The following is an 18774-nucleotide window of genomic DNA, read 5'->3' on the forward strand; positions in this document are numbered from 1 at the left end:
CGGAGCCTCACGCGTTGCCGCGATCTTCCCGAAACAGATCCAGCTTCTGCTGCACGGGCCGGTCCGAGAAGCTGAACAGCACGGCGTCCTCATCCGCCTCGTGGGTTATCCAGTGCCAGCTCGGCACTACGAACAAATCGCGCGGGCCCCACTCGAAAACGGTGTCACCAATGCGGCTGCGCCCCTTACCTTCGATCGGGCAGAACACCGCCGCATCGGTCGAACGATAGCGTGCGGTGTTAAAGCCCTTCGGCAGCAGCTGGATGAAGGTGCCGATGGTCGGCATTGCGAAATCGCCGGTCTCGGGGTTGCTGAACTTCAGCTTGAGCCCGTGACATGCGTCCCACTCCTGACTCGCGCGGGCCTTCTCCAGCGCCTCGCGCGTGTAGGCATAGGGATAGCTGAAGATCGGCGATGTCTTCGAGCTCCGCTTGACGTCGACCGGCAAGAGGTTGTGGCCATAGCGCGCAAAACTGTCGCCTGCGGGTTTTGTAATTTTCTGCTGGTCCTCTTTCGAGCCTTCCGCGAAGGAGCAGTCGAAGAACTGCACCAGGGGGATGTCGAGGCCATCGAGCCAGAACATCGGCTGATCGGTCTCGTTGGAATGGTCGTGCCAGGTCATCGATGGCGTGATGATGAAGTCGCCGGGCGCCATCGCGGTACGCTCGCCGTCGACGGCGGTGTGGGCGCCCTTGCCTTCGAGCACGAAGCGCAGTGCCGACTGGCTGTGGCGGTGCGCAGGCGCGACGTCGCCGGGCACCACCATCTGCACGCCGGCATAGAGCGACGTCGTGATTTTGGATTGCCCGCGCAGGCCGGGGTTCTCCAGCACCAGCACGCGTCGCTCGGCTTCCTTGGCCGTGATCAGCTTGCCGGCTTCAAGCATGTAGTCGCGGATGACGTCGAACTTCCAGAGATGAGGGCGGCACGCGCTCTTCGGCTCCGGCGTGATCAGGTCGCTCATGACCGTCCAGAGCGCGGTGAGATTCTCGCCGTCGATCTTCCTGTAAAACGCCTCGCGTTCCGGCGTCTTCGTCACGGCTTCCATGGCGCCGCCTCCTGTCCGTTCCTAAATTGACAGTATACTGCCAATCTGGCTAGCGTCAACGTGGCGAACAACGTACAAGCAACGAGAAAACAGGAGGGTTCCGATGAAGCTGCATGGCTATTTCCGCTCCAGCGCTGCCTATCGGGTGCGGATCGCACTGAACCTGAAGGGGCTCGGCGCCGAACATTTGCCGCATCATCTGCGCAAGGGCGAGCAATGTGCGCCCGCTTATCTTGCCATCAATCCGCAGGGCCTGGTGCCGGCGTTGGAGAACGATGCGGGTGCGGTGCTGACCCAATCGGTCGCGATCATCGAGTGGCTCGACGAGACTCACCCCAATCCGCCGCTGTTGCCGAAAGATCCGCTACGGCGCGCCAAGGTGCGCGCGTTCGCGCTCGCGATCGCTTGCGATACTCATCCGGTGCAGAACCTGAAAGTGCTGGCGCGGCTGCGCGAATTGGGCCTGCCCGAGGAGAAGGTCCAGGACTGGGCGGCCTGGGTCAATCGCGAGGGCCTGTCGGCTTGCGAGACGCTGATCAAGAACGAAGTGGGTCCGTTCTGCTTCGGCGATGCGCCGACGCTCGCCGACCTCTGCCTGGTGCCGCAGCTCGCCAATGCGCGACGCTTCGGCGTCGATGTCTCGGCCTATCCGCGCCTGCTCCAGGCCGAGGCCGCCGCGAAGGCGCTGCCGGCGTTTGCCGGTGCCGCACCGGAGAAGCAGCCCGATGCCGAGTAAGCCTGCCGCTCCGATCACGATGGACGCGGTCTACGCCGCGCCGGGCTACCTGTTCCGGCGCATGCAGCAGATCGCGGTCTCGATCTTCATGGAGGAGTGCAAGGCGTTCGATCTGACGCCGGTGCAATATGCCGCGCTGATCGCGATCCATACCCATCCCGGCATCGACGCGACGCGGCTGTCGGCGGTGATCGCCTTCGATCGCTCGACGCTTGGCAGCGTGATCGAGCGGCTGCAAGCCAAGGACTATATTGAGCGCAAACCGGCACCCGAGGACAAGCGGATCAAGCTGCTGTATCTGACGAAGTCAGGCGCGGCGATCCTGCGCGAGATCATCCCCGCGGTCGAGCGCGCCCAGGCGCGGATGCTGGAGCCGCTCAAGCCCGCAGACCGCAAGACGCTGATGGGGCTCTTGGTGCAACTGGTCGATCTCAACAACGAAGCCTCCCGCGTGCCGCTACGGGCCGAGGATGCTCTGGAGCATCTGGGGAAGGCGGAGTGAGGAGAGGGGTGGCACGAACATACTGTTTGCGAGCCCAGTGCGAGATCTCGTAGGGTGGGCAAAGGCGCCCTTGCGCCGTGCCCACATCCTCCCCAATGGACCAGAAGCGGTGGGCACGCTTCGCTTTGCCCACCCTACGATTGCTGAACGTACGGCGACGCCTGCCTCACATCCGCAGCAACGCCTGCCGGTCGATCTTGCCCGTGCCCGTCTTCGGCAGCTCGTCGATGAAAATCACCTCGCGCGGATATTTGTAGGGCAGCAGCTTGCCCTTCACATAATCCTGCAGCCTGCGCGTTGCCTCGCCCTGATCGGCAGCGCGGTCGTTCATCACCACCACCGCCTTCAGCGTCATGCGACGGTCCGGCAGCTCGGCGGCGAACACCGCGCATTCGCGGATGTCGGGGTGATCGGCGAGACATAGCTCGACCTCGAGCGGATAGACCCATTGGCCGGAGATCTTGATGAGATCGTCGGCGCGGCCGCGGAAGAAGTGAAAGCCGTCGGCATCACGGACGAAGCGATCGCCGGTGTAGATCCAGCCGCCGTCGCGGATGGTCTCGGCCGACTTGTCCGGCCGGTTCCAGTACAGCGGCGTGTTGGAATCGCCGCGGACCCACAAGATGCCTTCCTCGTCGTCGCCGACCTCGCTTCCATCCGTGTCGCGCAGCGCGACCTCGTAGCCGGGCACGCGCAAGCCGGCGGCACCGAGCTTCTTCTGCCCCTCGCGATTCGACAGGTAGATGTGCAGCACCTCGGTCGAGCCGAGACCTTCGACGATTTCGAGGCCGGTGAGCGTCTTCCAGCCATTGAAGACCTCGGCCGAGAGCACCTCGGCGGCGGAGAGCGACAGTCGCAGCGAGGAGAAGTCGGTTTTGTCGGCACCTTCGGCCTTGGTCAGCGACGTGTAGAGCGTCGGCAGGCCGAAGAAGACCGTCGGCTTGTATTGCTCGATCGCCGCGAAGATCGACGTAGGCTTCGGCTGGCCCGGCAGCAGCAGTGTTGCGGCGCCGGCCGAGAACGGGAACGTGACGGAGTTGCCGAAGCCATAGGCGAAGAAGATCTTCGGCACCGAGAAGCAGATGTCATCGGGCGTCAGCTTTAGCACGTTCCGCGCAAAGGCGGCTTCGCTGTAGGCCATGTCGTGCTGGAGATGCACGATGCCCTTGGGCCGACCGGTCGAGCCGGACGAGTACATCCAGAACGCCATTTCGTCGCGATGCGTCGGCGCTTCCGCCAGCTCAGCCGGGAATTGCGCGAGCCAGCTCCCCGCCGCGACCGACCGCGGCGCCGCGTGATCGCCCGCCTCGCCATTGACGACGATCAGCATCCGCAAGCCCGTGTCCTTGCAGGCCTCCGCATTGAATCGCGCCGCGAACTCGGCGTCCGCGACCGCAACAGTTGCGCCGGAATCGGCGAGATAGAATTGCAGGAGATCCGGCGGCGTCAGCGTGTTGATCAGCAGCGGCACGAAGCCGGCACGCACCGCGCCGAAGAATGCGGCCGGGTAGGCCGGCGTGTCGTCGAGGAACAAGAGCACGCGGTCGCCGCGCTTGAGGCCAAGCGAGGCGAAACCGTTGCCCCAGCGGCAGGCTTCGCGGCAGAGCTCGGCATAGGTCCGCGTGCCCGCCGGACCGATGAGCGCGAGCTTGTCGCCGCGGCCTTTGCCGAGATTGTCGAACAGCACGCGGCTGGCATTGTAAGTTTCAGGAACGGCAAAGCCGATCTCGCGCGCGCCCGGGGTGTCGGCGGGCACCTGGTCTCTGATCTCGTTGCTCATGCGGCATCTCCGCCGTTCTTGGCCGCCTCGTAGCGGGCCATGAAGGCCGGCGACATCGCGCGCAGCCGGGAATCGTCGATGCGGCCGGAGCGAGTGATATAGCTGTAGGCGAAGTCCATCAGGGGAAGCTTCATGTGCTCGGCGAAATGTTCGTACCAGAACGCACTCGTGCGCGCGGCATTGACGAGCTTCTGCACGACGGGCTTGCGCGCGGCCTGATAGCGATGCAGCGCGGTCGCAAGATGCGCATCCGACTCCAGCGCCTTGACCAGCGCGATGGCGTCCTCGATCGCGAGCCGCGTGCCCGAGCCGATCGAGAAATGCGCGGAATGCAGCGCATCGCCGATCAGCACCATGTTCTTGAACGACCAGTGCTCGTTCCAGACCCAGGGGAAGTTGCGCCAGACCGATTTGTTGGAGACGAGGCAATGACCGCCAAGCGTGTCGGCAAACACCTCCTCGCAGACGCCCTTGGACTGCTCGACGTCCTTGTAGGCGAAGCCATAGGCCTGCCATGTCGCGTGATCGCATTCGACCAGGAAGGTGCTCATGGTCGGCGAATAGCGGTAGTGATGGGCGTTGAAGGTGCCGCGGTCGGTCTTCACGAAGGTCTGCGACAGCGTGTCGAAGCGCCTTGACGTGCCGTACCAGACGAATTTGTTGGAAGAGTAGGAGAGCGAGGTGCCGAAATCGCCCTCATAGGCCCGGCGCACCAGCGAATTCAGCCCGTCGGCGGCGACGATCAGATCGTGGCCATTGAGCTGGTCGATCGCCTGAATCTGCGTGTCGAAGCGCGGCGTGACGCCGACATCGAGCGCGCGCTGCTGCAGGAACTTGAGGAGCTCGAGCCGTCCGATCGAGGAGAAGCCGACGCCGTCGATTGCGACGCTGTCGCCGTGCAGGTTCAGCGTGATGTTCTCCCAGCTCTCCATATGCGGGGCGATCGCATCGACCGTCTCGGGGTCATCGGCGCGAAGGAACTCAAGGGCCTGGTCGGAGAACACGACACCAAAGCCCCAGGTCGCGTCGGCCGGGTTCTGTTCGAACAGGTCGACTTGATCCTCGGGGTGACGCTTCTTCCAGAGATAGGCGAAGTAGAGCCCACCGGGCCCCCCGCCGATCACGGCGATCCGCAACGTCTGCCTCCCTAATTGACAGTATACTTACTATCTAGGGGTAGACTAATGTGCTCCAGCGCCCGGCGCCAGCGGAATTATCGACATGGCCGGCACGCCATAGCTCGCCTTCAGGCACACGTTTTGCGGGTGCCCGAAACCGTCAGGTACGAATCATAGCGAAACCGGGCCGGATTGGCCACCCGGGCGAGTCAGACGCAGCGCCTCACATAGACCCCGTTCACCAGCACCCTGGTGCAACGGACCACGGGCGCGGGCTTGCGGACCACGACGGCGGCGTTCGGACCGGCGCAGCCGGCGCGATAGACGCCGCGGGCGCACACCACCGCATTGGCATCGGTGGTCTCGAACGTCATTGTCGCGGTGAAGGCGAAGAGAGCAGAAGCAACGAGCAGCAATGAACGCATGTTGTCCTCCCGGTCTTATCGTGATCGAAACTGAGTCTCAAAAAGGATCTGCGAAATCACGCGCCAGCGTGCGAACATTCGGTCGCGCACGCCGCAATTCATGTCTGAGCTGCGGACGTACGTAGTCCGCTTCGTCTTATCTCGCGGCGAAAGGCGCGAGTACGTCTCTGCAGGCCGGCGAGAGCGATGCCGCCCGATTGGAAATGCATTGTATGATCCGGCCGCCGCCTGGCGCCACCCCGGCGCAGAGCGTGCGGATATCGGCGCCGCAGGCCGATCTGGCGATGAACAGCTCTTCGCGCGGCAGCAATGGCCGCAGCACGATCGCGGTCGGTGTCGCGGGGGGCGCAGTCGCGGGAGCCGCACCTGCAGGTGCCGCCGTGGCCGCTGTGCCGGATGCTGCGCTCAGCGCGCTTTGGCAGGAGGGTGAGACCCTTGCCTTGTTCTTCTCTAGGCACTCGAGCGCAGCCGCGCCGCCCGGCGTCACGCTGGCGCAGACTTTTGGATAGTCAGACCGGCAGGCGCTCTTGATGGCGGAGACCTGCGCGCTGCTCGGCTGCTTGGCGGGAGCAGCCTTTGCCGCCGCCGCTGGCGCGGCAGGCCTGGCAGGTTCAGGGGGCGGCGCGCCAGGCGCTGCCTCGGCCTTCGGTGCGGCGGGTGCCGCCGGCGCGGCTTCAGTCTTCGGTGCGGCGGGAGCGGCTTCAGCCTTCGGTGCCGCTGGCGGCTCGAGTGCGCGAACGGCGGTCTGGCATCCCGATGACAGGCTGGACATGTTCTTCTGCAGGCATTGAAACGCTTCCGCGCCACCGGGCGTCACGCTCGAACAGTGCGCCATGAAGTCCGACTGGCATGCGGAGCGGATAGCGCGCTTCTGGGCGTCGGTCGGCGTTTGCGCGACGGCGACTGTTGCAGTTGCGAACAGCACTGCCGCCAGCAATGCGCTGCGCGTGGAGCCATGCTTCAATGTCTCGAACATCGGTATGAGTCCCTGCCCTATAGCTGGAGCGTTCAAATGACCGTTCGGCGCTCTAAAAAAGGTGATGCGATTGCAATCGTCGCGAGCCATGCGGTGCATGGCATCATTGGCCGCTTTGTCCGCTACCGCAAGCAGATTGTGTCCAAGGACGACGCTGTGAGGCGACGCTACAGTTTCACCATGCGCTTGCCACGGTTCTCGCCCGCGAGCAGTCCGATCAGCGCTTTCGGCGTATTCTCGAGGCCGTCGATGATGTCCTCCTGCACCTTCAGCTTGCCGGATTTGACCCAGGCTTGCAGGTCGGCGAGCGCGCGCTGGCTCTCCTTCATGTAATCCATCACGATGAAGCCCTGCATGACGAGCCGCTTGACCACGATCAACCCGGGCACGCCGCGCGGGCCGTGCGCGGCAGGCGCGCCGTCATATTGCGAGATCGCGCCGCAGCAGGCGATGCGGCCGTAATTGTTCATCTGCGGCAGGCAGGCTTCCAGAATGTCGCCGCCGACATTGTCGAAATAGACGTCGATGCCGTCAGGGGCGGCGGCGCGCAGCGCCTTGAACACCGCGCCGTCCTTATAGTCCACGGCAGCATCGAAGCCGAGCTCGGAGGTCAGCCAGTTGCACTTATCAGTGCCACCGGCGATGCCGACCACGCGGCATCCCTTGATCTTTGCGATCTGTCCGACGAGCGAGCCGACCGAGCCCGCAGCCGCAGAGACCACGACCGTCTCGCCCTCCCTGGGCTTGCCGATCTCCAGGAGACCGAAATAGGCAGTGAGGCCGGCGATGCCGAACACGCTGAGCAGATGGGTCATCGGCTCGAGCTTCGGCATCTTGGTGAGATGCTTTGCCGGCACTGCGGCAAATTCCTGCCAGCCGGTGTCGCCGAACACGATGTCGCCCGCCGCAAGCTCCGGCACGTTCGAGCTGACGACCTCCGCGATGGCGCCGCCGGCCATCACGCTGTTGGCTTCGACGGCGGAGCGATAGGTCGCGCCGTGCATCCAGGCGCGGTTGGCGGCGTCGAGCGAGATGTAACGCACGCGCAGCAGGGCCTCGCCATCCTTTGGCTCCGGTACCGTGCCATCCATCATCTTGAAATGCTCGGGGCCAAGCTTGCCGCTGGGTTTTTCCACCAGCAGAATCTGGCGATTGATGTGTCCGCTCATGGCATTCCCTCTTTGATTGTCTTGGCGATTATTGATGCAGTCGCCGCAAACAAATCGTGCAGGCCGCATGTGTTGTGCGCTGCATGAAGGCTAGATCGCTGCGTTCCATTTCACAATGGGAACATCCTGAAAACGCGACCACACGCAAAGCGTGTTGCGTCGTCGCCGTATCTGCGACATCATGAAGCGCCGGTGTATGTGGGGGTAGGCGATGTCCAACAGGTTCACGCAATACATTCTGGCGGCGATGGTGCTCGGCATCATCATGGGTTCGGCGATCTACAATTTCCTGCCCGACACGCGCGCCGATTGGGCGTCCTCCATCAACCTGATCGCTATGATGTTCCTGCGCCTGATCAAGATGATCATCGCGCCCTTGGTGTTCGCGACTCTGGTCGGCGGCATCGCCCATATGGGCTCGGGCTCCAAGCTCGGCCGCATCTTCGCCAAGACCATGGGCTGGTTCGTCAGCGCGTCTTTCGTCTCGCTGCTGCTCGGCCTGATCATGGTCAATCTGCTGCAGCCCGGCGCCAACTTCCCCGGCACGCTGCCCGCGGCGGGTCAATCGACCGGGCTACCGGTCTCGGCCTTCTCGATCGAGAAATTCCTCACCCATCTGATCCCGACCTCGATCGCGGACGCGATGGCGCAGAACGAGATCCTCCAGATCGTGATCTTCGCCGTCTTCTTCTCGGTGGCGATGGGCGCGATGCCTGAACGTTCCAAATCGATCCTCGCGCTGATCGACGATGTCGGCCACATCATGCTGAAGGTGACGAGCTACGTGATGCTGTTCGCACCGCTCGCAGTATGGGCCGCGATCACTGCGACGGTGGCCAAGAACGGCCTCGCCGTGCTCTGGAAGCTCGTCGTGTTCATGGGCGGTTTCTATCTCTCGCTGGCGATCCTGTGGACCATTCTGGTCATCGTCGGCTTCATCGTGATCGGTCCACGCTACAGCCATCTCTTGAAGCTGATCCGCGAGCCCCTGATGATCGCGTTCTCGACCGCGAGCTCGGAGGCGGCCTATCCGAAGACGCTGGAGGGGCTCAATCGCTTCGGTGCCTCGTCGCGGATCTCGAGCTTCGTGCTGCCGCTCGGCTATTCCTTCAATCTCGACGGCACGATGATGTACTGCACCTTCGCCAGCATCTTCATCGCGCAGAGCTATCACATCGACATGCCGCTCGGCACCCAGCTCGCGATGCTGGCGACGCTGATGATCACCTCGAAGGGCGTCGCCGGCGTGCCGCGTGCCTCCCTCGTGGTGATCGCCTCAACCCTGGCGCAGTTCAACATCCCCGAGGCGGGCCTCTTGATGATCATGGGCATCGATACCTTCCTCGACATGGGTCGCAGCGCCACCAACGTGATCGGCAACACGCTTGCGACCTCGGTGGTGGCGAAATGGGAAGGCGAGCTCGGGCCCGAGCATGCGCTTGAACCGGGCGACCTCGTGCCTGAGGACATGGTTCCGGGCGAAGTGCCTGCGATGGCCGGCCATGGATAGGAGCGAACCATGGGCCAGACACTGGCGAGGTCAGTGATCGGCGGCGTCCTGTGGGTCGCGGCAGCATCGTTGCTCGCGACCACAGCGGTCGCACAGACCGGCGGCAGCGAAGGGCTCAGCCCGACGCTGTCGGCCATCAAGATGGCGCATGCCGTGCGGCTCGGCTATCGCGAGAGCTCGCCGCCGTTCTCCTTCCTCGATCAGTCGGGCCGCCCGATCGGCTACAGCCTCGAGCTCTGCGAGGCCATCGTCGAGGAGATCGGCGTCGAGGTCGACGATCCCAATCTCAGGATCGAGTACGTCAAGGTCACCTCGGACGACCGGATCGACGCCGTGCTGCAGAACAAGATCGACCTCGAATGCGGCTCGACCACCGCCAATGCCGAGCGTGGCAAGCGCGTCGCCTTCTCGCCGCTGATGTTCGTCGCCGGCACCAAGCTGATGGTGCCGAAGGCCTCTAACGTTACTGGAGTCACCGATCTCAAGGGCAAGACCGTGGTGGTGACCAAGGGCACCACTAACGAGCAGGCGATGCACGCCGTCGACAAGAAGCTCTCGCTCGGCCTCAACATCGTGACCGCGCCGGATCATGAGCAGTCGTTCCGGATGGTGAACGACGGCAAGGCGGATGCGTTCGCGACCGATGACATCTTGCTCTACGGCCTGATCGCCCGCCACAAGGCGCAGGAATATTTTCGCGTGATCGGGGACTATCTGTCCTACGACCCCTATGGCATCATGTTCAGGAAAGGCGAGCCGCAACTCTCCGCCGTAGTCGAGCGGGCCTTCCGCAAGCTCGGCTCCAACCGCGACCTCGTCCCGCTCTACAACAAATGGTTCACCGCGAGGCTGCCCACAGGCGAACGCCTGAACGTGCCGATCTCGCTGCAACTGGAAGAGGCCTTCAAGGCCATGGACGATTCTGCGGGCGCGAATAATTAGAGGAGATGTTGTTGTAACGCTCGCGCGGCGATCTCGGTGCACCCTCTCCCCTTGTGGGAGAGGGTGGCTCGTCGCGATAGCGGCGAGACGGGTGAGGGGTCTCTCTCCGCGCGTTCGACGCTTACCGGGTTCGCGGAGACAGACCCCTCATCCGGCGCTTCGCGCCACCTTCTCCTACAAGGGGAGAAGGTATTGCAGCGTGCGCGTGGCGCTCAGCGGCTTCCCCCAAACACCCGATCCAGCGCCGCGTCATACGTCGCCTGCACCAGATCCGGATGCAGCTTGCCCAACGTTTCCATCATCACGCCGGAGTTGATCTCGAGCACGCGCCAACCACCGTCGGCGCGGACCACGTCGATGGACGCAAAGGCGATGCCAATGGCGCGCGCAGCATCGATCGCGAGCTTCACGCAGGCCGTGCGAACCTCGCCGTTCTCCAGCAGCACCGGCTTTGCGCCGGCATCGAGATTGTGTCGCCAATCCCTGCCACGCTGCTTGCTGTAGACGACGAGGGGGCGATCATCGAGCAGCACCACACGGACCTCGTTCTCGATCGCGACATAGGGCGAGATCACGAGTCCTGTGCTCATCGAGAAAACCTCGCCGACCGCGTGGTCGAGTTCCGCCTCCGTCGTCACCTTGAACACTGAGCGCCCCGATGTCCCCTCGTTCGGCTTCACCACCACGCCCTGCGGATGGTCGCGAAGCAGCCCAATCATTGCCTCTCGCCAGGCGGCGCCAACGACATTCTGGCCCAGCCTCGGGTTGAGGAAGAGCTGGTGGGGAATGCAGGGCACGTCCGCCAGCGCCAAGGCCTCGGCGGTGGCCGATTTGTCGTTGGCGAGGCGGTGGGCGATGGCGCTGTTGAGGCCGATGTCGTAGCCGAAGGCGAAGTGGCGCCTCGGTCCCCGGCGCATCGCGATCAGCCAGCCGCCGGAGCGGACATCGACCGCGATGCCGTGGTCCGCGCAATAGCGCCTGATCGCCTGAACGAAGATTCGCTCGCCGCCTGTCATGGTCCTTCGTCGCTCCTGTCGCCAAAAGCCGCAAAAATGCGGGAATTGGCGCCAATCGGGATGAAAATCAGAGCTATTCTTAATGAAATTCTCGCGAGCGCGACGGAAATTAAGTGCTCCAACCAGGCATCAGGGAGGAAAGAAATTGCCCTCCGCGCCTGCCCGGCAGCAGATTCATTAATGATGTGACCAGTTCTGCCGCAAATGCCGGTTTGACCGGCATCAATTGCATTCGGAACGAGGTTGATTATTGCTCTCAATGGCGTAGATCACACACGCGAAATCCTCCGCCATGGCAAATGGTGACCGCCTCAATTTCAGGGCCGGGCAACGCTTTTGCCCTAAAACCGCAATTATTCGGAATATCGAAAATCATGAGCGCGTTTTACCGAGAGAAGGTTCTTTCCGTCCACCACTGGACCGACACGCTGTTCAGCTTCCGCGCCACGCGCGATACCGGCTTCCGGTTCCAGAACGGCCAGTTCGCCATGATCGGCCTCGAGGTCGACGGCCGTCCGCTGCTGCGCGCCTACAGCATGGCGAGCGCCAACCACGAGGAGCAGCTCGAGTTCTTCTCGATCAAGGTGCAGGACGGCCCGCTGACCTCGCGCCTGCAGAAGATCAAGGAAGGCGACACCATCCTGGTCGGCCGCAAGGCGACCGGCACGCTGATCACCGACAACCTGCTTCCCGGCAAGCGGCTGATGCTGCTCTCGACCGGGACGGGCCTTGCGCCCTTCGCCAGCCTGATCAAGGACCCCGAGGTCTACGACCAGTTCGAGTCGATCGTGCTGGTGCATGGCTGCCGCCAGGTCTCCGAGCTCGCCTATGGCGAGAAGCTCGTCGCGACCCTGCGCGAGGATGAGCTGTTCGGCGAGCTGCTCGCGGACAAGCTCGTCTATTATCCGACCGTGACCCGCGAGCCGTTCAAGAACCGCGGCCGCATCACCGACCTCATCAACTCCGAGCAGATCTTCAACGACATCGGCCAGGGCCCGCTCGACATCGCAACCGACCGCATCATGATGTGCGGCAGCCCGGCGATGCTCGAAGAGCTGAAGGCGATGTTCGAGAGCCGCGACTTCGTCGAAGGAAGCGGCAACAAGCCCGGCCATTTCGTGATCGAGAAGGCCTTCGTCGAGCGCTGAGCGCCACGCACTCGTGCCCCGGACGCAGCGCAGCGCCTTTCAGCGCTGCGCTGCAGAGCCGGGGCCGATCTCGCCGCATCGTATGGTGTTGCATTCTGGGTCCCGGGTCTGCGCTTTCGCTTGCCCGGGACACTGCCTAGCTGGCGGGCGCTTGCAGGCTAATCCAGCCCCGTCCCTCTGCTGCATCGCAAAACCCCGCCCATTGGGCTGATTGATTTGTCTCGGCCGAATTCGCTAGCCTGAAACAAGGGCCGCGTCATATCCGTATGACAGGCAAAGGCGTATCGTACCGCCTCATGCTGGCGAGAGGATGGGATCGTGGCCGACGACAACAAGACGCAGGAAGCTCCGAAACGCCTGCCGCTGGCGGAAGAGGGGATCTTCGAAACCCTGCTGCTGCCCTTCTCGCCGCGCTTCATCGTGCTGACGATGTGCGCGGTGGTCACCGCGCTCTTGATCGGCATCGGCATCGTCGACCGCAAGATCTTCGACATTCTGCTGGTCCCGATCCTGATCTTCGGCGCGCTGACGCTGCTCGGCATCCGCGATCTCCTGCAGAAGAGCCACGCGGTGCTGCGCAACTACCCGATCTCCGCGCATATCCGCTTCCTGCTCGAAGAGATCCGGCCCGAGATGCGGCAGTATTTCTTCGAGAGCGAGAAGGACGGCATGCCGTTCTCGCGCGACACCCGCGCGGTGGTCTATCAGCGCGCCAAGATGGAGCTCGACAAGCGTCCGTTCGGCACCCAGGAGGACGTCTACCGCGAGGGTTACGAGTGGATGCATCACTCGGTCTCGCCGAAGCCGCATGCCAAGGAAAAATTCCGTGTCGTGATCGGTGGGCCGGATTGCGCAAAGCCCTATTCGGCCTCGGTGTTCAACATCTCGGCGATGAGCTTCGGCGCGCTCAGCCCGAATGCGGTGCGGGCGCTGAACGCCGGCGCCAGGAAGGGCGGCTTCGCGCACGACACCGGCGAGGGCGGCGTCAGCCCCTATCACCGCGAGATGGGCGGCGACATCATCTGGGAGATCGGCTCCGGCTATTTCGGCTGCCGCCACCTCGACGGCTCCTTCGACCCCGAGGCGTTCGCACGCGTCGCCAGCGAGGACCAGATCAAGATGGTCGAGCTCAAGATCAGTCAGGGCGCCAAGCCGGGCCATGGCGGCGTGCTGCCGGCGGCCAAAGTCTCGGAGGAGATCTCCAAGATCCGCGGCGTCGCCATGGGCGAGGATTGCATCTCGCCGGCCTCGCACCGCGCCTTCTCCACGCCGGTTGGCATGATGCAGTTCATCGCGGAGATGCGCCGCCTGTCCGGCGGCAAGCCGGCCGGATTCAAGCTGTGCATCGGCCATCCCTGGGAATTCCTGGCGATCTGCAAGGCGATGATGGAGACCGGCATCTATCCCGATTTCATCGTCGTCGACGGCAATGAGGGCGGCACCGGCGCGGCGCCTCTGGAGTTCATGGACCATCTGGGCATGCCGATGCGCGAGGGCGTCAATTTCGTCCACAACGCGCTGGTCGGCATCAATGCGCGCGACCGCATCAAGATCGGTGCCTCCGGCAAGATCGCCACCGCCTTCGACATGGCGCGCGCGATGGCGATCGGCGCCGACTGGTGCAATTCGGCGCGCGGCTTCATGTTCTCGCTCGGCTGCATCCAGTCGCTGAACTGCCACACCGACCGCTGCCCGACCGGGGTGGCGACGCAGGACCCGACGCGGGCGCGCGCGCTGTACGTGCCGCTCAAGATCGACCGCGTGCACAATTATCACCATGCGACGCTGCACTCGCTGACCGAGCTGATCGCCGCGGCCGGCCTCGAACATCCGCAGCAGCTGCGGCCGATCCATTTCAGCCAACGGACGTCGACGACCCAGGTGAAGTCCTTCGCGCAGCTCTATCCGGCGCTGCGCCCAGGCGAGCTGCTCGAAGGCACGGAAGATCCGCGCTTCCGCGACGCCTGGAAGATGGCGCGCTCCGATACGTTCCAGCCGGCGCTGTGAGATGCCGGCTACAACAGGCAGCCCTGCGCCACGTAAAATTGCTCCGAGCGGAGGACCGGCTTAGCGTCCGGTTCAACTTTGGGTGTAGATTCGCCCCATGGACGAGCGACGCAACAAAGCCCGACATCGGGTGCTGAAGGCCGGAACGATCGAGTTCGGCGGCGGCGCGATCGACTGCACCATTCGCAATCTCTCGGAGACCGGCGCCGCACTCGACGTCACGAGCCCCGTCGGCATCCCCGAACATTTCACCCTGTTCGTCCAGGCCGACGGCAGGCATCTGCCCTGCACCGTGGTCTGGCGCAAGGAAAAGCGGATCGGGGTGAGGTTCGGGTGAGGGGGATAAATTCCGCCTCGCCCGGGATGACAGTCGAGACAGTGCCTCACGCCGCTGCCTGCGCCTCTCGCCGGCTCGCCAAGATTTTGTCGATCCTCCGCCCGTCGAGATCGACCACCTCGATGTGCCAGCCGCCGAAATCAAAGGCGTCGCCGACATTGGGCAGCATGTTGAACTGTTGCAGCACCAGGCCTGCGACCGTGTTGTAGCGGTGCGGCGGCAATTCGACGCCGAGCAGCTCGCCGAACTCGTCGACCGGCATCCAGCCGGAGATCAGGAGCGAATCGTCGGCGCGCCTGATGAAGGCCGGCTCGGGCGGTCCTTCCTCGGAATGGAAGGCGCCGACGATCGACTCGAGGATGTCGGCGGCCGTCACCATGCCTTCGAAGGCGCCGTATTCGTCATAGACGAAGCCGACGTGAACCGGAGCCGCTTTCAGGATGGTCAGCACGTCGCGCGCATCTGCCGACACCGGAATGCCGGGGGCCTCGCGCACGAGCGCGCGCAGGTCGGGGTTACGTTCGTTCATATAGGCAACCAGCAGATCCTTGGCCTGGAGCACGCCGATCGGCTTGTCGCGATCGCCGTCGGAGACGGGAAAGCGCGAATGCGGGCTCTTGGCGATGACCTCCTGGATGGTGGCCGGATCGTCGTTCAGGTCGATCTCGTCGACCTCCGTGCGCGGTGTCATGACGGCGCCGACCGGCCGGTCGCCGAGCCGCATCACGCCCGCGATCATCTCCTTCTCGCCGGGCTCGAGCACGCCCGCGCTCTCGGCCTCACTGACGAGGTGATGGATCTCGTCCTCCGAGACCTTCTCCTCGGCCCTGCCGCCGCGGCCGAGCAGCGTGAGGATCAGCTTGCCGGAGACGTCGAGCAGAAAGACGAGCGGCAGCGATATCTTCGCGAGCGCGTGCATTGCGGGCGCGACCCGGACCGCGATGCTTTCGGGGTCGCGCAGCGCGACCTGCTTCGGCACCAGCTCGCCGACGATCAAGGTGGCGTAGGTGATCAGTGTGACCACGATGCCGACCCCGACGATGTCGGCAAGCCCTGAGGAGAGGCCGAGCTCGAGCAGCCATTGCGTCAGCCGCTGCCCGAGTGTCGCACCCGAGAACGCGCCGGAGAGCACGCCGACCAGCGTGATGCCGATCTGCACCGTCGACAGGAACTTGCCGGGATCAGCCGCCAGCGTCAGCGCCCGCTCGGCGCCGCGCACGCCCTTGGCCGCGAGCAGCGACAGCCGCGCCGGACGCGACGAGACCACGGCCAGCTCGGACATGGAGAGCAGGCCGTTGATGACGATCAGGACGACGACGATAACGAGTTCCAGCGAGAGCATTGACGTTCCAGAGGTAAGTAAGTGTGGCCGGATGGCGGCGCACCCCATTGATATAGGTATTCAGTGAGGAAGTGCTGCCAATTCTGCGCGTTCCGTCACCCCGGGGGCACCCGTGCGGGATAGGTCGACGCTTATGGCGCGACGCTGATGGCCAGCCAGCACGTCGCCAGCCTTCGTGTTCCCTATATCGGACGGATCTTCGTGCTGGCGTCGGCGAGGTCGCTATCCGGCGAGAGCAGCCGTCTCAAGCTTGAGAGTCGGGAAATTTTGGTTAGCCTATTCCGAGGAGCCCCCGAAGTGGGCGCCTCGAGGGACGAGGCGCGCACTTTGCCGCCCGACTGCCAAGGCATCATCATATGAGGCTCGATGCTGCGACGAGGGAGGTGCACTCCCTCTCCCGCTTGCAGGAGAGGGGCGGGGAGAGGGTGTTTCCGCAATGGGACAATCCCCAAGCGGAGAAAGCCCTCACCAGGTGCTTCGCGCCGATCTCTCCCGCTTGCGGAAGAGGTGAACCGCCGCCGCCCCGCCTTAGGGAATCGAACCGCGCCTAGAACTCGCCGTGCAGCCGCCCCGAAAACACCGACACCGGTCCGCGATCGGCGTTGTAGGCGGGATTGACGATGAGCTGGTAGTCGGCAGTGAGGGTGATGTTCTTGTTCAGCGCGTAGGCGTAATAGGTTTCGAGGATGCGCTCCTTGCGGTAGTTGAGCGCGCCGTCGCCGACGAGAACGCCGAGGCCGCCGGCAGCGAGGAAGTCCCGATAGTCCTGCGAAATCGCGTTGACGGCGCCGCCGATGCCGATCACGTCATCGGGCCGGCCCCATCTCGTGCCCTTGATCGACAAGCCCGCGGACAGGCTGCGATGAATGTCGGTGAAGGCCAGCGTTTCAAACCGGCCGTCGTTCCAGCTCCAGCGGCCGAACAGCCCGACATCGTCCGTGATCGCCTGCTCGAGGTTGAGCACATAGCCGTACTTCACACGGCCGCGTCGGGTCTGCGTGATGTCGAGATTGAGCGCGGGATTGTCCAGCGTCTCGCGGAAGCTGCCCATGTTGGCGCTGTCGAGCCAGCCCATGGTCCTGAGCTTGCCGGGCTGGCCCAGCAGCGAGAAGCGCGTTTCGAGCTCGAGCACATATTGGCCGCGCTCTCCGACCCTGGTGTCGAAATGATTCGAGTTGGACTCGGAGACCATCAGGAAATAGCCGCCACGCAGCGCCCAGTGCTTCTGGTTGAGCTCGGCGGTGACGCCGTAGGTGAGGCCGACCTTGTCGGCGGAATAGTCGAAGGCGCCGGGCGCCCATAGCGACCAGTTCATGAAGTCCTTGCGGGTGTCCTTGGCGTAGGCGTTGCCGTCGAACACGTCGACCACCGCGAACTTGCCGGCCTGCAGGGTGAGGCGCGACACGTCGACCTTCTGCCCCAACTGCAGCTGTCCGCTCGCGAGCTCTTCCTGCTCGCCACCAAATCCGAACGTCTGGCGCACGAACAGGCGCGAGGTGTTGTAGTGCGGATAGGGGAAGTTCGACTTCTGCGCTTCGCCGTTCGGGAAGCCCGCCGCGCCGACCGTGTCGTTCAGTCCAAATCCCTGGAGTAGCTCGGGGTTGTAATAGACCTCGCCGCCGTCCCACAGCTGCGCGTTCAGGAACAGGCTGTTGCTCCACGTCGCCTTGGCCTGCCGCGACGGCGACAGCGAGTTCGGTCCGGTATAGAGCGCCGGGAATGACGGATAGCCTTGCGGCAGATAGGTGCTCTGGCCGTGAATCTCCCAGCGATCGGATTCCGTGTCGGTCAGCGAGCTGTTCGGGTTGTAGCTCGGCACGCCGGGCCAATCGACCTCGCGGTTGAGGCCGAGCCTGACCTGCTGGAAGTCGAGTGACGAGGAGCTGTATTGAGCCCCGGTCGAGAACGCGACATTGGCGCCGTCGAAGCGGCTGTAGAGATATTCGAGCCGTGCGCTCCAATGCGGCGCGAAACCGTATTCGACGCCGGCGCCGGCGATCCAGCCGGGCCGCGTGTTCAGGATCTTTGGCACTTCGGCGCCGGAGGCCGGCGTGTCGAAATAGCGCTCGCCCATCCAGGCAAAGCCGCCGGTGGCATAGACGAGCCACGGGCCGCTGGTGTAGCCGACCCGGCCGCGCAGGCTTGCGGTGTAGTCCCATTGCTGCGTGACGGTGTTGGCGGGCGTCGTCAGGAACGAGACGATCGAATTCGAGGTGATGTAGTTGGGAAACGAGAAGTCGCCTTCGACCCCGACCAGCCAGCCGGAATTGAGGCGGTAGTTGTAGCCAGCCTGAACGCCGCCGATCATGCCGCTGAAGACGCCGCTGTCGTTGAGCGCGGTGCCGTCATTGAGGGCAAAGTGCGACGAGCCGCGACTATAGCCGGCATGTGCGCCGATATAGAGGCCAGTCCAGTCATAGACTGCTCTCAGCGCCGGCGCCTTCAGCGGCAGATCGGCCGCGCGTCCGGCGGTCGGAAAAGCCAGCACGCCCGTGGCGATCGCCGCGGCCGTTCGCAAGCACCGGTGTCTGTGACTTCTCAACGCCAAAAACGCACGCCCCCAAAACGCGAATGTGTCCACCCGCCGCGATATCCCTGCCCAGTCGCGGCGATTCTGTCATCAGGCATCGGTTACCCACGCGAGCAGGCCAGATGATCTCGATTTGACCCGGCTTCGTCCCAAGTTCCCGAACCCTACAAACCTTATTGCGATTAATT

General features: G+C 64.0%; 16 protein-coding genes. 7 read left to right on the forward strand and 9 right to left on the reverse strand.

What is annotated here, in order from left to right:
• Window positions 1-7: 7 nt before the first annotated feature.
• A complete protein-coding gene (gtdA, locus tag P6U29_RS03930) occupies window positions 8-1048 on the reverse strand; it encodes a gentisate 1,2-dioxygenase (protein WP_407116398.1) in 1041 nt (346 codons plus the stop codon).
• Window positions 1049-1151: 103 nt separating this feature from the next.
• Here gtdA and maiA point away from each other — a divergent pair, with 103 nt between their 5' ends.
• Both maiA and P6U29_RS03940 read left to right on the forward strand, forming a co-directional pair.
• Window positions 1152-1784, forward strand: coding sequence for a maleylacetoacetate isomerase (gene maiA / locus P6U29_RS03935; RefSeq protein ID WP_407116399.1), 633 nt, complete (start codon window positions 1152-1154; stop codon window positions 1782-1784).
• Window positions 1774-2286: a MarR family winged helix-turn-helix transcriptional regulator gene (locus tag P6U29_RS03940; protein WP_407116400.1), complete on the forward strand. Its 513-nt coding sequence runs from the start codon at window positions 1774-1776 to the stop codon at window positions 2284-2286. The genes maiA and P6U29_RS03940 overlap by 11 nt, the downstream gene beginning before the upstream one ends.
• A 166-nt stretch (window positions 2287-2452) precedes the next feature.
• On the opposite strand, the gene P6U29_RS03945 is transcribed toward P6U29_RS03940, so the two are convergent.
• The 5 genes from P6U29_RS03945 to P6U29_RS03965 form a co-directional block, all read right to left on the reverse strand.
• Window positions 2453-4066 (reverse strand): benzoate-CoA ligase family protein, encoded by a 1614-nt coding sequence (locus tag P6U29_RS03945; protein ID WP_407116401.1) that lies wholly within the window; start codon window positions 4064-4066, stop codon window positions 2453-2455.
• Entirely contained in the window at window positions 4063-5202 is a 1140-nt protein-coding gene (locus tag P6U29_RS03950) for an FAD-dependent monooxygenase (protein WP_407116402.1), read from the reverse strand. Before P6U29_RS03950 ends, P6U29_RS03945 begins: the two co-directional genes overlap by 4 nt.
• A gap of 191 nt (window positions 5203-5393) precedes the next feature.
• Window positions 5394-5609, reverse strand: coding sequence for a hypothetical protein (locus tag P6U29_RS03955; RefSeq protein WP_407116403.1), 216 nt, complete (start codon window positions 5607-5609; stop codon window positions 5394-5396).
• Window positions 5610-5745: 136 nt separating this feature from the next.
• Complete coding sequence (locus P6U29_RS03960) at window positions 5746-6585, reverse strand: cysteine rich repeat-containing protein (RefSeq protein WP_407116404.1); 840 nt, start codon at window positions 6583-6585, stop codon at window positions 5746-5748.
• A 167-nt stretch (window positions 6586-6752) separates the two neighbouring features.
• The gene (locus P6U29_RS03965; RefSeq protein WP_407116405.1) at window positions 6753-7754 is read right to left on the reverse strand and encodes an NADP-dependent oxidoreductase; all 1002 of its coding nucleotides are present in this window, start codon (window positions 7752-7754) and stop codon (window positions 6753-6755) included.
• Between the two features lie 211 nt (window positions 7755-7965).
• Here P6U29_RS03965 and P6U29_RS03970 point away from each other — a divergent pair, with 211 nt between their 5' ends.
• Window positions 7966-9264 carry a dicarboxylate/amino acid:cation symporter gene (locus P6U29_RS03970; protein WP_407116406.1) on the forward strand — a complete coding sequence of 433 codons (1299 nt, stop codon included), beginning with the start codon at window positions 7966-7968 and terminating at the stop codon, window positions 9262-9264.
• 9 nt (window positions 9265-9273) lie between these two features.
• On the forward strand, window positions 9274-10206 hold the full coding sequence (locus P6U29_RS03975; RefSeq protein WP_407116407.1) for an amino acid ABC transporter substrate-binding protein: 933 nt from the start codon (window positions 9274-9276) through the stop codon (window positions 10204-10206).
• 212 nt (window positions 10207-10418) lie between these two features.
• Here P6U29_RS03975 and P6U29_RS03980 read toward each other — a convergent pair whose 3' ends face one another.
• Window positions 10419-11222, reverse strand: a complete 804-nt coding sequence (locus P6U29_RS03980) for a RimK family alpha-L-glutamate ligase (protein WP_407116408.1) — start codon at window positions 11220-11222, stop codon at window positions 10419-10421.
• A gap of 374 nt (window positions 11223-11596) precedes the next feature.
• Here P6U29_RS03980 and P6U29_RS03985 point away from each other — a divergent pair, with 374 nt between their 5' ends.
• From P6U29_RS03985 to P6U29_RS03995, 3 genes are all read left to right on the forward strand, one after another.
• Window positions 11597-12370, forward strand: coding sequence for a ferredoxin--NADP reductase (locus P6U29_RS03985; RefSeq protein WP_407116409.1), 774 nt, complete (start codon window positions 11597-11599; stop codon window positions 12368-12370).
• Window positions 12371-12688: 318 nt separating this feature from the next.
• Window positions 12689-14377 (forward strand): FMN-binding glutamate synthase family protein, encoded by a 1689-nt coding sequence (locus P6U29_RS03990; RefSeq protein WP_407116410.1) that lies wholly within the window; start codon window positions 12689-12691, stop codon window positions 14375-14377.
• Between the two features lie 97 nt (window positions 14378-14474).
• Entirely contained in the window at window positions 14475-14714 is a 240-nt protein-coding gene (locus P6U29_RS03995) for a PilZ domain-containing protein (protein WP_407116411.1), read from the forward strand.
• Between the two features lie 46 nt (window positions 14715-14760).
• Here the strand turns inward: P6U29_RS03995 and P6U29_RS04000 are convergent, their stop codons facing one another.
• Both P6U29_RS04000 and P6U29_RS04005 read right to left on the reverse strand, forming a co-directional pair.
• A complete protein-coding gene (locus tag P6U29_RS04000) occupies window positions 14761-16056 on the reverse strand; it encodes a hemolysin family protein (protein ID WP_407116412.1) in 1296 nt (431 codons plus the stop codon).
• A 547-nt stretch (window positions 16057-16603) separates the two neighbouring features.
• On the reverse strand, window positions 16604-18574 hold the full coding sequence (locus P6U29_RS04005; protein WP_407116413.1) for a carbohydrate porin: 1971 nt from the start codon (window positions 18572-18574) through the stop codon (window positions 16604-16606).
• Between the last annotated feature and the right edge of the window lie 200 nt (window positions 18575-18774).

This window comes from Bradyrhizobium sp. LMG 9283, from assembly GCF_045571415.1.
Classification (GTDB): domain Bacteria; phylum Pseudomonadota; class Alphaproteobacteria; order Rhizobiales; family Xanthobacteraceae; genus Bradyrhizobium.